Genomic DNA, 14,278 nt, shown 5'->3' with positions numbered 1-14,278 from the left:
AAAAATAAAAAAACTACCCTAATGAATAGGGCAGTTCCTTCATTATTTTGCTGGTCGATAGCCAGCTTTTTTTGCTTCTTCGATGGTTTTGAACCAAGCTTTCGGATTCGTTGTGTTGTCATAATATTTACTGCCAGGTAGGTGATAGACGCCGCTGTTTGACCCTTTGATTAAGCCTTTGCCGTTTTCATCTACGTATTGTTTGGCTGGATTCTCTGAACTGGAACTGTTGACCGTAGTAGACACTGTACTTGTTCCGTCTGCGTAATTCAAGTTGACGCCTTTTTGTACGTTGAAAATATAGACATTAAATTGGACCGCCTCACTATCGATTGACTGAGCCATCATATGGACGCCTCGCGCTAGTAGCTCTTCGTTACGGAAAATTGGTGTGACAGAATAGCGGACATAGTTCTTGGGGCTTTTCTCTAGGTAATAACGAATATCCATCTCAAAGCGCAGCATTTCTGGGCTGTTGAGTTGTCGTGTGCCAGTGATCAAATTTTTCCAATTCGCATTTTGCCCCGTCAATTGATAACCAATCAAATGAGAACGATTGTAGAGATATTGGCCATTGATTTTTTTATTGTGCCAACCAGTGGGCGTAACGCTGGCGATCTCTCCACGTTTTTCTGTCGGCATCAGCTTTTTATTTAGCAGAGCTTCAGCGGAGGTGGCTCGATTCAAATGATCCAAATCGCCATATCTTTCCCAGGGTCCATTGGTTAGCGTAAGTTCGTCTTTAGTAAAGGTGGGCTTGTTTTGATTGAGCTCAATCGTTTGCGTGCCGGAGTAGTTTAGTGCCGCCAACTCTCTTTGATCCTTTACGGTTACTTGAACAGTAGGAGTGGGCTTTTCTGGAGTGTCTGGTGCTTGTTTCATGCTGTAGACAGCGAAACTAGCTGCGGCAAGCAAGATCACCGCAACTAGTTTAGTTTTTTTAGTCAAATGCGTTCCTCTATTCTAACTCTTTTTGAGGTGTTATTCAGGAGCCCCAATGATCTTGATGTATTCATCAGGATTCATAATTTCAAAATGCTTCGCCACTAGCTGATTGCGCTTATTACGGCGGCCAGCGATATGGATCATATATTTATTATCCGGCAACCGGAAAACGTAACTTGAGAGATAGCGGTCTTTAATCAACACTTCGGTTTTATTTTCGCCGTCACTCATGATGAGTAAAGACATCATAATTGGTTTTTCTTGTAATAGAATGGTTTTTTCTAATAGACCACGGTATTCTTCCAAAAAAATCACTCCTTTCGATAAAAAAAGACTTCCCTTAATTTTAGCATTTTTATGGAAATTATGCTCTCCTAAAGAAAAGCTTCGTGATCGAATGAGAGAGTTTGTTAAGATGAAAAGGAAAAGCAGGCGAGAAAATAGTATTTTGGGATCCGTGGTAAGGCTATCAATGAGTGAATAAAGGCTGTAAATTTTGTTTTATTCACGGAAGAGATAGGAAACGAGCCGTTGATACCAGGCGGTCCCCATTTTATTAAAGCTTAAGAAACGTATCGGCTGAACGATCACCAATTGTTTTCCTAAGCAAAAAAAGCGAATATCAACGGGTATATCTAGATTAAAAACCGATGCGCTTCTCTTTCCACAGTAGAAAAGAGGAGTGCATCGGTTTAGATGTCTTTCTACGAGTTAGTTTTCGGAAAATTCTTCCTCTACTAGTTCTGCGTTCGCCGCAGCAACTCGCTTATTGCCACGATGGAGTTCAACGATCGTCCAAGCTAAGAGTGCTAAGACAGCGGCGATTAAGAGATAAGCGATTGTATCAGCAGTCATAATTTCCATGGCGCTAGGATTATCACCGAAAAAGCCTTCGATTTGACTTGGCAAACCAATGAGATTCAAATAGGTCAACCCGATTACAGCGATCCAGCCCAGTAATTGTATAATTTTTTTATTTTTGAAACGAGCCCCCATTTCTGCGGTACTGTTGGTCATCATCAACAAGGGTAACATCGAAAATGGTAAAGCAAAGGCTAAAAAGACTTGCGAGTTATTCATCAAATTATTCAACGCCTCGTGTTCCTCGATGACGCCTTTTCCACTAAAGAGCAGGACACAAATCATAACAGGGACAACCGAAATCAAACGAGTGACTAAGCGCCGCAACCAAATTGGCATTCGCATATGAATGAAGCCTTCCATAATGACTTGTCCAGTTAAGGTTCCGGTGATCGTTGAGTTTTGACCTGAGGCCAACAATGCGACGGCGAAAAGGGTGGATAACAAGCCGGTCTTGGCAACGCCCATTAAAAGGCTGTTGCTCATAGTCGCTGGATTTGATAAGGCTTCATATAAGCCGAAGAAAGAAGGGTCTTTGACGGTTCCCGTTTTAAAGACCGCCACACCCATGATCAAAAGCAACGCGTTGACTATAAACGCCATTGACAATTGGATATTAGAATCCCATGTTGTAAAACGAACGGCGCTTGCGACTTCTTCTTCATCAGCATGATTGATCTTACGCGTTTGTGAGACTGCCGAGTGAAGATATAAATTGTGGGGCATCACCGTTGCACCAATGATTCCAAGCGCACCAGTTAAAGGTGTTTGCCCACCAATAGCAGGGGATTTCGCAAACGTTTCGTGTGTTGGGACGAAGCCTTTGATCATTTCACCCCAGTTTGGATCCGATAAAGCGACTTGATAGACAAACACGAACAAAATAACAAAAATCAAGCAGACGACGATAGCTTCAATTTTTCGAAAACCAATTTTTGTCAGTAACAATAAGACTAAAACATCAAAGACCGTGATGAACACTGCGATCACTAAAGGGATATTAAAGAGGAGGTACAAGGCGATCGCCGCACCGATAACTTCTGCGATATCGGTGGCCATGATAGCCAACTCGGTTAAGATCCAAAGGACGATACCAAGCGCTTTACTCGTCCGAGCCCGAATCGCTTGGGCTAAGTCCATCTGGGTGACGATTCCTAATTTTGCGGCCATATATTGCAAGAGCATCGCCACTAAACTGGAAAGTAAGATAACAGACATCAATAAGTATTGAAAATTTTGTCCACCAGTGATGGAAGTGGACCAATTTCCTGGATCCATGTAACCAACGGCAACTAAAGCACCAGGACCTGAGTAGGCCAGCAGTGTGCGCCAAAAACTTTTTCCTTTTGGTACTTCGACAGTACCATTGACTTCTTCAAGGGACAGTCCGTTTGTATGTTTCAAAATGGGATTTTTTTCTTTGCTCAAGAGATTCCCACCTTTCTATTAAACTTTTCTACGAAGCAATCATACACCCAAATCTAGGAAAATAAAAGAAAAATATTCGGCGCGCCTAAACTTTTTTGTAAATGTGGCGTTTTGCTCAAAATAAAAGAGCATATTTCTTTTATTTGAACATAAATTTCTTTAAAGTAAAAGAAAAAGGTGGAGAAGCTATGGATCAATTCAGAAAACAGTTACCGGGCACTTGGTTCATCAAAGGGACTACGTTTCCGATGTGGCTGTCTAACAAGAGAAATACGCCTAGGATTACGTATCGTGTATTAGAAAAAGAACCATTGAAACTTTTGGACTTAGTCGAGTATGAGAAAAAAGGTAAGACAAAACAAATCAAAGGCGTGGATTACCAAATAAAGAAAGCGTTTCTTTGGCGGGGAAACGGACTGTTGAAAATTTTGAAAAGTCGCTGGGAGGTCGTGACAATCAAAGGCGATGTCTTAGTGATTCGCTTTGCGCCGTCACTAGTCACGCCGGCAGGAGTTGATATTTTGGTTAGAGAAGGAGTAACGGTTCCTGATTTAGCCAAACGAGTGGTTCAACATTGCGCCGTTTTTGGATTAACAACAGAAGAGATTCGGAAAATTCAATGGAAATGAAAAAAAGTTTGCCCGTACGTCTGAAAAGACGTAGCGCAAACTTTTTTAACTCTATAAAGAAAGGATAAAATTTTAAAATGAATCAATCGCTTTCCAGCAGGGACATCCATGCCCGGCTTTGCGAAAACCTTTCTTATTGACTGATTTCAATGACACGATCGGTCCAATCTTGATAAAAGCTTTCTTCGTGGGAAACGACAATAACGGTACCCTCGAAATTGGCTAAGCTTTTTTGTAAGCTGTCCTTTGTCCTTTGGTCGATATGATTGGTCGGTTCATCCAAAATCAACAAATTGCCTTTTTGCATCGTCATTTGACACAGCTTAACTTTGGTTTGTTCACCACCGCTTAGGGTGCTTAAGGGTTCTTGAGCCAACTGATTTGGCAGACCAGCACGAGCCAAGTGCTTTCGCAATTCTTTGACGCCTTCTTTAGGAAAATGATCGCTTAAATATTGTAAAGGCGTCTGGAAAGGATTTTCCCATTGAAGATCTTGTTCGAAATAATTCACTTTTGTATTCGCAGGAAAATGAAATTCCCCTTCCAACTGTGGGAGGGCACCAATCAAGGTTTTCAATAAAGTCGATTTCCCGATTCCGTTAAACCCACGAATTGCAACTTTCTCCCCATAACGCAAAGTGATATTGATCGGTGGTAAGAGGGGTCGCTGGTAGCCAATTTCTAAATTGGTTGTTTCTAAAGCTAAGGTCGTTACGATGGGTGAATAAGGGAAATCAAATTGCGCGGTGGCGTTAGTAGATGGCGGAGTTAAACGCTCCACTTTATCCAGCTGTTTTTGCCGACTTTTCGCCATCGTAGAACGGGAACCGGCTTTATATTTTCGAATATAGGCTTCCGTTTTTTCGATTTGCTTCTTCTGGGAAGCATATTGCTTCATATAGGTTTCCTGGAATTGTTCCTTTTGTTTCAAGGCTTTTGTCAAGTTTCCCGTGTATTTGGTGAGCTTACCAAATTCAATGTCAGCGATATGGGTGGTGATCTGGTTCAAGAAGTCTCGGTCATGAGAGATCACGACAAAGGTTCCAACAAAGTCTTGTAAAAATTGACTCAACCACGCTACGTGTTCATCATCTAAGTGATTCGTAGGTTCATCTAAAATCAACACATCAGGTTTTTCCAGCAATAGTTTCGCCAAGATCAATTTCGAACGTTGTCCACCGCTTAAATCTTCTAAAGGTGTATCCATTCCTAAAATATCCAGTCCCAAACCACTGCTCATTTCAGCGATCAAGGTATCAATTTGATAAAAATCTCCTTGATCTAATTCCGTTTGTAACCGTCCCGCTTTTTCAAGCAGTTTATCTTCTAGCGACTCACCGTATTCCATATACAGCTCACCGATCCGAGTTTCTTTTTCAAAATCTGCCGCATAAGCGGTCTTCAAAAAATCGCGGATTGAAAGGGTGGGATCCACCTCAACGTATTGGTCCAAATAGCCGACATGGATATTTTTTTGCCAAGCGATTGTTCCTTCATCCGGTAATTGTTCACCAGTGATAATCTTGATTAAGGTACTTTTTCCAGCGCCATTTTGTCCGATCAGCCCTAAATGTTCCCCTTTATTTAAATGCAGTTCTAAATCTTCATATAAAATTTTATCGCCGAACTGCTGAGCGATGCCGTTTAAATCTAAGATACTCATGTTTCTCCTACTTTCTTACTCAATTTATCATCATCTAATAAAAGCAGGGGATAGTCAAGAAAAAAAGAGTTCTCACGTGGAGAACTCGGTGATATTTAAAGTTGAGCGGAGAATAAATAGACTAATAATTCCCATATAAGATCGATAAATTGTCCGAAAAATTCGATTATCCAGCTGAATAGATTACTAAAAATTTCAATCATTGTCCTATCCTCACTTAGTAAATAGACGTGCCAACCAGTCGATTGGATAAAGGGATAAGTGCAAGGTAATATGCGCTAAGAAATAACTTGCTGCGAAGAATGGAAATAACAGTTGTTTCATCATGTTTTCAACCTCCGTATGTTTGATGGCTATAGTATAACGTGAATGTAAATGTCTCAGACATGGATTTAACGGATAATTAACGAACAATTATGTAAGCTGAGCACGCAAAAAAGCCTCTGCTTTCAATTTTCAAGCAGAGGCTTTTAGTTATAGGCTTCATTCATTGAGTCGCGCACTCCTTAGGCTGATTTTTTTAAATCGTAGATCGCTTGTTCAATGGTGATTCCAGTTCCTTGCTGTCCGGTAACGGTTGAGTAGACGATAAATAGATTTTCTTCTAAATCAAAAGTTACACGATAAGGCAATTCTTTTTCAAAAAAAGTCATAGCAACTCCTCCTTTCGCATAATAACGAAGCAACAATTAAAATTATAGCACATTAAAATAAAATAATAAAACACAAAAAAAACCATTAACTTGTTTAATTATTTAGTATTTGAAGCATAATTATTAGTCGCAGGAGGAAAATCAAATAATTGTCCCTGTCGAAATAGAAAATAGAAGTGAAGATGGAAGGTTTAGGAAAGAAAAAATCGTGTATGGCTTGTTTTTAAATAACAACTGTTTATTCCTGTTGGCTTTGAAACATCTATAAAAATTGAATAAGACTATGCTAAAATAGAATAAAATTACAAAGTTAGCGAGAGTGTATGGTGATTAAAAAAATTTTAGCGACAGCAATTTTGCTTTGTTTAGGAAGTTCAGCGGTGCCAGTTTCTGCGGAGGAAGATATTTTTACAATCACCCAAGAAGCGGGCTATACCGAAGCATTAGAGATCAACAAACCAAAGTCTTCGATTATTATTGATGGCACCAACGGCCAGATTCTTTGGGACGATCAGGCGGATATGCTGCGTGAGCCCGCCAGTATTTCGAAAATGATGACGGTTTTCTTAGTCTTTGATGCAATTCAATCAGGTAAGCTGAACTTGGATACGAAGATCACAGCTACCGAAACGGATCAAGCCATCAGTCAGCTTTATGCTATCAGCAATAGTCAAATTGTTGCCGGTGTGGACTATCCAGTAAGAGAACTCGTAACGATGGTCACCGTTCCGTCTTCCAATGTCGCAACGGTCATGTTGGCCAATGCGGTTTTTGATAATGATGCCGGAGCATTTATTCAGCGGATGAATGAAAAAGCACAAAAGATCGGCATGAAGCAGACGATTTTTTACAATTGTAGCGGTGCTTCAGCAACTAGTTTTGAAGGGCTGTATACACCAGCTGGATTTGATCCAAACGGAAGTAACCGGTCGACTGCCAGAGATTTAGCGACGATGGTCTTTCATTTGGTCAAAGATCATCCCGAAGTCTTAGGGTTTACTAACCAACCAAAAGTTACTACGATGGCGGGAACGCCCTATGAAGAAAGCTTTGAGACGTACAATTACTCGCTTCCAGGAACGAAGTATGGCATTGAAGGCGTAGATGGATTGAAAACCGGTTCAGGACCAACTGCCGCTTTTAATTATATTGCTACGGCTAAACGAGGAGATACACGTTTGATTGCGGTGGTCTTAGGTGTCGGCGACTGGTCTGATCAGGACGGCGAATATTATCGCCATACTTTTGGAAATGCGATTCTGGAAAAAGCTTTTAGTGAATATGAATACCAACGCCTTTTACCTAAAGGTCGGCATTCAATCAATGGGAAAGAAATTCAATTGTCAACTGATTTTAATGGTGTAGTGAAAAAGGATCAGAAGAAGGAATTTGTCTTAAAAGACGATCAATTAGTGTTGAAATCTTCCTTAGAACAGGTGGAGGAAACGTTGCCAAAGGTAGCTATCAGTTATCAAGACGTGAAGAAGCCGTCTGCGTCAAAAGAACATCAGAAAAATGTCTCAATAACCAGAAAAAAAGCGGCCTCGATCATTCAAGCGCCTTTATTTTTGATTATTAGTCTGGCTGCCGGGGTATTGTTCTTACTAGGTTCATTCATCATCCCAACGAAAAAGAAGGCAACGCGATCAAGAAGACATGGTGTTACTCCCAATCGAATCTTCCGCAGTATTGGACTTTTGTGTCTGTTGAGTGCAGTGGTACAAGTTTTAATGACTATTTTGAATTGATACGCAGAATCCTACAATAAAAGAAAAGCCATACAAAAAATTACTTCTATAATAGAAAAAACCCACAACTGAAATCGACAGAGTCAATTTCAGTTGTGGGTTTTAAGCTTGCGCCCCTGCCAAGGACACTCATTATAGCACAATTTAAGCGGGTTGATTATGGAAAATCAGCTGCATTGCACGTCTTAGCGGGAAGAAGATCAGGCTGACAATCAAAATCGTTGAAAAAATATTGATGACGGTTGCGGGCATAGTTGCTAAGGCGGCGAAGAAAGCCGGTTTCAATTGGGCGCCAGCGATCATTCCCATGACAGTAGTCTTGATGACGGACATAACAAATTTGGCGATACCGGCACAGATTCCAATCACGATGATTTGGAAAATGCGGGTCGGTTTTCGTTTGAAAATCAAAAATGCCCCATAAGTTGCCGCCCCAACAACGAAGCTTTCAACTAAGAAATAAGGTGCTTCGGCGGCAAAGCCATTCAAAATATCAAAAGTAAAGAAGCCGATGCCGCCGGCTAAAGCACCTTGCCAATAGCCGACTAAGAGTACGGCTAAAAGAACCACGGCGTTACCAAAGTGGATGAAAGCGCCTGTCGGCAAAGGGATTTTAATCATGGTGCCAATCAAGGTTAGCGCCGCAAAAAGTGCAATCAGTACTAAGTTTTGGATTTTTTTATCGTTGGTCATTCGGATACTCCAATCTTTTTTCTGCGTGGGTATAAGCACCGTGCCAGACGTGCCCCACGTAGGGATTTATTTGCTCGCCCATGGTGATGGCGGCTTGGACAAAATCAATTGCTGTTTTGATAGCTGCTTCAATGGGATAACCCTTCGCAATCGGAGCAGTAATTGCCGCGGCAAAGGTACAGCCGGCCCCATGGTTGTAAGGTGTACCGATGACGGGGTGAGGGTAGGTATGAAAATTCCTTCCGTCATAGTGCAAGTCCAATGTTTGCTTAGCATCTAAGCGGGCGCCGCCTTTGATAACGACATGTTTTGCGCCTAGTAGCGCAATTTTTTTCGCGGCTTGCTGCATTTGTTTTTCTGAAGTAAGATCACCCAACTCAGATAGAATGCCCGCTTCACGCAAATTTGGTGTGGTAATCAAAGCTTGCGGCAATAACTTTTCTCGTAAAGCCTGGACTTGCTCGTTTTTAATAAAATCCTGTGTTCCTTTACCGCCGATAACAGGATCAACGACTATGGGAATTTGTTTTGGCAACTTATCCGAAACCAGCTCGATAATCTCTCGGGAGGGAAGTAACCCTGTTTTGATTGCGTCGATTGGGCCAGCGAAAACAGAAGCAATCTGGGCTTGAATCAACGGCAGATCAAGACTTGTTAGCTGGTGGCTGCCATTTTCTGGATTCAGGGTCACGATGGAAGTGATCGCTGCAAAACCAAAGGTACCAAATTCCTGAAAGGTTTTCAAATCGGCTTCTAAACCGCCGCCGCCAGTCGCATCTGAACCGGCGAGGGTTGCTACTTTTTTCATCATTCATTCCTCCAATTCAAGTTTCCTCATTTTTCAACTATATACATTTAGTGCTTCTTTTAAAACAGCCAATTGGATTTGTTTTTACTCAGCCAATTTATAAAATAGTTCGTATAAAAATAAAACAGAACCTGTGACAAAAATCTTGTCGCAAGTTCTGTTTACGCGTAAGCGGCGTTCCAGTAGTAACTTCTGTCACGGCCTCTTTATGAATTTATTTATTTTTCACCCATTGCTCATGGATATCATCAGACAGATGAATGATTCGTTTGCCGACTTCTGGGTATTGATTGGTGGCTAAGTTCGCAAGTGAGACACGAACAGCCCATTCGCTACTGCCAAAAGCATTGGCTTTTAACAACATCAATTGTTCTTTTTCTGCGAGATTCGTCAGAACCTTGGTAACGGTCCATGATTTTTTCAAATAATCCGCAAAATCATTGCCATACCGTTTGCGAGTCCAGTCTTCGTAATTGATCTCGCAATAATAAGCGGTGTCTAAATCTTCTAACGGCTCTTGTAAACCAAGTGTGTGGAATAATAATTTCTCCCGTTCACGACAAATGTCCATGACTTCGGCTTTATAGGCTTGGCCTTCATCTAATAGACTATACAAACTGAACATCACCATCATGACTTGCTGCGGAGCGGAAAGTCCGGCAGCGTGATTCAAGGCGACATCGCGACTATCGGCTACGATCCGGTCAATGAAAGTAATCGTTGTTGGATCAGCTGTCAGTGACGCATAGCGCTCGTTGAGTTTGTCAATTTGTTCTGTCGGCAGATTGGCGATCAATTCATCAAATAAATTGTGTTTGGCAACTGCGATGGTGCCAACACGCCAGCCGGTTGCACCAAAATATTTTGAATAAGAATAGATACAAGCGGTGTTATAAGGAATTTCTGAGAACAATGATGTAAAAACGGGAACAAAAGTGCCGTAGACATCATCCGTTAAGATCATTAATTCTGGATTATCGGTTGCTACAATATCTTTTAATAGATCAATCGTCGGCTGTGCCAAGGCATTAGCCGTTGGATTACTTGGATTAACGACGAAAACGGCTTTGATTTCGTCATCCCGTAATTTATTGATCTCAGCATCTGGATATTGATACGTCATTTTACCATTAAGCATAGTTTGTTTTGCTTGAACTTTAACGATTTCAAAGGCATATTGCGGTAATTCGGGAATTTCCAAGTAAGGTGCAAAAGTTGGTAGCATCAAAGCAATCTTGTCGCCGCGGTTCAATAAATAATTATTAACTAACGTATCAAAGATATAGCAGATACCCGCAGTTCCACCTTCTACGGCAAAAATATCGAAGGGAACTTTGCTGCTAGAAAACAGCTCTTGATTCAGATAGGCTTTGATTGGACCTTCGCAAGCGGATAAACAACGGACCGGATTAGGGTAGTTGTCACCAATGATATGATCCAGCATGTCTGTCAACCATTGTTCTTTCGGCATTCCTAGATAATTATTATCGGAAAACCAGATTTTTTTCAGAAAATCTGCGCCTTTACTAGGATGAGCAGCTAAAAATTCAACGAAACGCTGACTGCGATTCGTATCGGAGGTGATCATGCCAGCCGTTAACTCACCGCCACTATCAAAAAGGGTTTCTTGGGTAGCGAATTGTCCTAATAAAAAGAAGGCTTCTCGAGGAGTAGGGGCTGTCCAGTTTGGATTCCCTCGTCCGGCATTCAATAAATTGGTCACTTGCTTATTTTCATGAATCTTTTGTTCCAAAAAGAGACTTAATTCAAAGGGACTTAATTCTTCTAAGGCTTGTTCAGTAATTGTGGACACAAATACGACTCCTTTTACACTGTATTTTGATTCTATAGTAACGCGCTATTTTTTTAATATAGCGTAAATACGCTTAGAGTTTATGACAAAATTTCTGTTAAAACCCAAAGAAATAAAGAGCGTTCTTTTTGTAGGTGAAAAAGAAGCCTAATACAGCAAGAATTCAGTCATTTGCAAATTCTTAGAATCGCTTTCTTAAGTTTTCTTTTCGCAGTGGATATCAGACTTGCGACCCATGCTAAATTTAAAAAAAGGGGGCATAATAAGCCCATAAGTTAAATGAGGAAGATTTGAGGGGGAATTTTAAATGGATCAGTTGATTGCAATTGCGTTTATCGCTTTGCTGATATATTTTGTTGTAAAGGTCGGTTCAGTTTTGTGGCGAATCGCCGGCGTGCTGTTTTTGCTATTTATTATTTATGTGTATAAAGATCAGTTTATCTCACAAGCACAGAATTTTATTGCCAATCCCGATTTTGGTAGTTTATGGCAGTCGGTCTCCGAATTTTTCAGCAACTTGTTTGATAAGGTGTCGGGTTTTGTTAGTACAGTGATTGAATAAAAAAAGACTCTCGATAGTCCATTTTTACAAGTGAGCTTGTAAAAAAATATCGAGAGTTTTTTTTGCTGTTCAATCTATCCTCGGACATCATCGACTAATTGCTTTTGGCAGCGATGATAACGAGCTAAAACGGTCTCTGGGACTTCTACATGAGGAATAAAATTGGCGCCTTTAGGTCCATAACCAAAGGAGTCATCATTCAATCGGCGAATTTCACCAATCACTAAGGATAAAAAATAATCCGGCTGCCACCAGCTGTCCATCGTCACATTTTTGAAGTGGGGCTGGGAGTTGAAGTCGATCAAAATCGGTCGTTCAAAAAACAACGGCTGAATCGCAGTAAGTGGTAAGTGCCATTCTTTACTGAAAGTATAATGGCTTCGCATTTGTAATAAAGGGTCTTGCACGAGCCAAAAACTTTTTGGCACATCGGATCGAAACAATTCAAAAGAAAAGCGGGCATTCTCTCCGGTATTTATAGAGTCTTTTTCTAAAAGTAGTTCTAACTTCCGCGAACAGGCCGTTAAAAAAAGATCCCGCATGATTTCCGCCTCGGAAAAATTCTGCCATTCTTGTTTAAACAACTCAGGAAATTGCTGCTGGCAATTCGTTAATAAACGCTCAGTGCCGTGTCCAATCCCACCAACAAAAACGACTCGCTGGATGGAGGACTCTTTTTGGCAAAAGCTACCAGTAGCTAGAATCAGCTCAGGAATACTATTTCCTGCTAGAATCAAAGTTTCTGATGAAAAACCATAATTTTCTGGAACTGTAGTCAAGAAATCAACTAGCGTCGCAAAATCAGACATCCTGTTCCTCCTCATTGATAATTAATTATCTCTATACTAACAAAAAAAGCCGGCATCTGCATACCGACGATCGTTAAAACAAGTATTGAATAAAAAAGAAAATACAGCTGATAAACAGGAAAATCGATAGAACCAGCCACGTTTTTTGCTTGACCCAGAGAAATTTTCCATAACAAAAAGCAGCAGCAGCTCCAGTGACTAAACAAAAGAGATCCATAACTTCCCGATGCGCCACCATTCGTGCTAGCAAGAGGATACTGAAAAGAATCAAACTAAAAATACCCGCAGTCGCCAAGGCTAAACTTGTACTGGTTTGCTGCCTTTTCTCGTCTTCCATGTAATTCCCTCCTGATCGTGTTTTTCTATACTGAATTATTTTTTAATTAAATATTAGTGGATGTTAGGTCTGTAAGTATTTCAAAATAATTAATAAACGATCAAAATTATTTTATTTGTTGTTTTTATTATAAATGAATGCGATTACAATGTCACGTGCTGACTAACTGACTATTTTAGAGCATGACTAGTTTTTTGGTTTCTATTCTTGATTATGCTTGCGATAAATCCCTGATAGAAGTAGTGTATAATGGCTGATGAAAGAGGTGAGGGTTGTGACAGTATTTTATTTTGTCCGACACGGGAAAACAGAGATCAACGCGGCAGGGCGATTCAATGGAGGAAGTGTGGACTCACCACTTATTCCTGAAGGAGTCCAAGCCACGAAAAAAATAGGGGAATATTTGCGAGAGGTATCATTTGATGTTGCTCTGTCATCGCCACAGATGCGGGCGCAAACCACGGCAAAGCTTATTTTGCAGGAGAATCTGCAGCCGCCGGAATTAACAATCGTTGAAGACTTGCGAGAATTGCGAATCGGTGATTGGGATGGAGAGCGAATCATTGAGATCAAAGAACAATTTCCAGAACAATTTCGTTTATACCGTGAATCGCCAGATCGATTTGATGCGAAGTTGTTTCATGGAGAATCTTATGCAGAACTGATCACCCGCAGCAGACGCGTTCTTGAAGAAACAGCCAAGACCTATCCGAATGATAAAGTTTTGGTGGTGAGTCATGGAATTTTATTGATGGCTTTGCTGAATACGTTGAAGGGAGTCCCGTTAGCAAAGATTCGTGAAGGCGGAATTGTTGATAATTCCAGTTTGACCGTTCTGCAGTATTCAAAAAATAAGTGTCTATTTGAAATGTGGGGAAAAACTTTTTAGCCTGATAATGCCATATATAACCAAACACGCTCTTTTTTTAGAGAGGTTTTTTCTTGTAATGAGGTTTAGTAACTAATGTTAAGTGTTATTATATGCTGGATAAGTTATGATAAATGATATTTATAATAACGTCTTTTAAAAGATTCACACAAAAATAACCTCGCATATTTTAAAGTAAATAAGTTTTGGTGGCAATTGGGGCGAATGAAAAATAACTTAAAAGAATAAATATAATGTTGAAAGACGTAAAATGACGTTCCAAAAAGTGATAAAAGACCGCAAAAAGATCTTTAAAAGATTATAGCTGAGTTTTTATATTTCTGTTTTTTAATTTTTGGATTTTAAGCGATAAAAATTTTGAAAAGACAACTGACTATTTGCTTTTCAATAAGTTAGTAAAAGAACGAGCCTCCTAGTTACAGGAGGCTCGTTCTTTAGGA

14 protein-coding genes are annotated in these 14,278 nt (G+C 40.4%); 4 read left to right on the top strand and 10 right to left on the bottom strand.

Translation table 11 applies throughout. The features are described from left to right. Positions 1-42 precede the first annotated feature (42 nt). The 3 genes from FFM67_RS07555 to FFM67_RS07545 all read right to left on the bottom strand — a co-directional run bounded on the left by FFM67_RS07555 (position 43) and on the right by FFM67_RS07545 (position 3,234). A complete protein-coding gene (locus tag FFM67_RS07555) occupies positions 43-948 on the bottom strand; it encodes a DNA/RNA non-specific endonuclease (protein WP_246042956.1) in 906 nt (301 codons plus the stop codon). 33 nt (positions 949-981) lie between these two features. After that, positions 982-1,260, bottom strand: a complete 279-nt coding sequence (locus FFM67_RS07550; RefSeq protein WP_246042955.1) for a hypothetical protein — start codon at positions 1,258-1,260, stop codon at positions 982-984. 396 nt (positions 1,261-1,656) lie between these two features. Continuing rightward, on the bottom strand, positions 1,657-3,234 hold the full coding sequence (locus FFM67_RS07545) for an Nramp family divalent metal transporter (protein WP_137613963.1): 1,578 nt from the start codon (positions 3,232-3,234) through the stop codon (positions 1,657-1,659). A 188-nt stretch (positions 3,235-3,422) separates the two neighbouring features. On the opposite strand from FFM67_RS07545, the gene FFM67_RS07540 reads away from it, so the two are divergent. Further along, on the top strand, positions 3,423-3,863 hold the full coding sequence (locus FFM67_RS07540; RefSeq protein WP_137613962.1) for a hypothetical protein: 441 nt from the start codon (positions 3,423-3,425) through the stop codon (positions 3,861-3,863). 133 nt (positions 3,864-3,996) lie between these two features. On the opposite strand, the gene FFM67_RS07535 is transcribed toward FFM67_RS07540, so the two are convergent. Then, positions 3,997-5,526: an ABC-F family ATP-binding cassette domain-containing protein gene (locus FFM67_RS07535; protein ID WP_137613961.1), complete on the bottom strand. Its 1,530-nt coding sequence runs from the start codon at positions 5,524-5,526 to the stop codon at positions 3,997-3,999. Between the two features lie 506 nt (positions 5,527-6,032). Next, positions 6,033-6,179, bottom strand: a complete 147-nt coding sequence (locus FFM67_RS12260) for a hypothetical protein (protein WP_170178007.1) — start codon at positions 6,177-6,179, stop codon at positions 6,033-6,035. 323 nt (positions 6,180-6,502) lie between these two features. On the opposite strand from FFM67_RS12260, the gene FFM67_RS07530 reads away from it, so the two are divergent. Next, positions 6,503-7,927 carry a DUF1958 domain-containing protein gene (locus FFM67_RS07530; RefSeq protein WP_137613960.1) on the top strand — a complete coding sequence of 475 codons (1,425 nt, stop codon included), beginning with the start codon at positions 6,503-6,505 and terminating at the stop codon, positions 7,925-7,927. Positions 7,928-8,071: 144 nt separating this feature from the next. Here the strand turns inward: FFM67_RS07530 and FFM67_RS07525 are convergent, their stop codons facing one another. From FFM67_RS07525 to aspD, 3 genes are all read right to left on the bottom strand, one after another. Beyond that, on the bottom strand, positions 8,072-8,620 hold the full coding sequence (locus FFM67_RS07525) for an ECF transporter S component (protein ID WP_137613959.1): 549 nt from the start codon (positions 8,618-8,620) through the stop codon (positions 8,072-8,074). Further along, positions 8,607-9,428, bottom strand: coding sequence for a bifunctional hydroxymethylpyrimidine kinase/phosphomethylpyrimidine kinase (gene thiD / locus FFM67_RS07520; RefSeq protein ID WP_137613958.1), 822 nt, complete (start codon positions 9,426-9,428; stop codon positions 8,607-8,609). Before thiD ends, FFM67_RS07525 begins: the two co-directional genes overlap by 14 nt. A gap of 214 nt (positions 9,429-9,642) precedes the next feature. Further along, complete coding sequence (gene aspD / locus FFM67_RS07515) at positions 9,643-11,241, bottom strand: aspartate 4-decarboxylase (protein ID WP_137613957.1); 1,599 nt, start codon at positions 11,239-11,241, stop codon at positions 9,643-9,645. A 307-nt stretch (positions 11,242-11,548) separates the two neighbouring features. Between aspD and FFM67_RS07510 the strand changes: the two genes are divergently transcribed. Continuing rightward, on the top strand, positions 11,549-11,803 hold the full coding sequence (locus tag FFM67_RS07510; protein WP_137613956.1) for a hypothetical protein: 255 nt from the start codon (positions 11,549-11,551) through the stop codon (positions 11,801-11,803). A 74-nt stretch (positions 11,804-11,877) separates the two neighbouring features. Here the strand turns inward: FFM67_RS07510 and FFM67_RS07505 are convergent, their stop codons facing one another. After that, the gene (locus FFM67_RS07505; RefSeq protein WP_137613955.1) at positions 11,878-12,612 is read right to left on the bottom strand and encodes a YdcF family protein; all 735 of its coding nucleotides are present in this window, start codon (positions 12,610-12,612) and stop codon (positions 11,878-11,880) included. Positions 12,613-12,685: 73 nt separating this feature from the next. Then, positions 12,686-12,949, bottom strand: coding sequence for a DUF6442 family protein (locus tag FFM67_RS07500; RefSeq protein ID WP_137613954.1), 264 nt, complete (start codon positions 12,947-12,949; stop codon positions 12,686-12,688). A gap of 274 nt (positions 12,950-13,223) precedes the next feature. Between FFM67_RS07500 and FFM67_RS07495 the strand changes: the two genes are divergently transcribed. After that, positions 13,224-13,838, top strand: a complete 615-nt coding sequence (locus FFM67_RS07495) for a histidine phosphatase family protein (protein ID WP_174784469.1) — start codon at positions 13,224-13,226, stop codon at positions 13,836-13,838. The last annotated feature ends 440 nt before the right edge of the window (positions 13,839-14,278 follow it).

Origin of the sequence: Enterococcus viikkiensis (assembly GCF_005405345.1) — a bacterium.
Classification (GTDB): domain Bacteria; phylum Bacillota; class Bacilli; order Lactobacillales; family Enterococcaceae; genus Enterococcus_A; species Enterococcus_A viikkiensis.
This window is presented reverse-complemented; position numbering and strand designations above follow the sequence as displayed.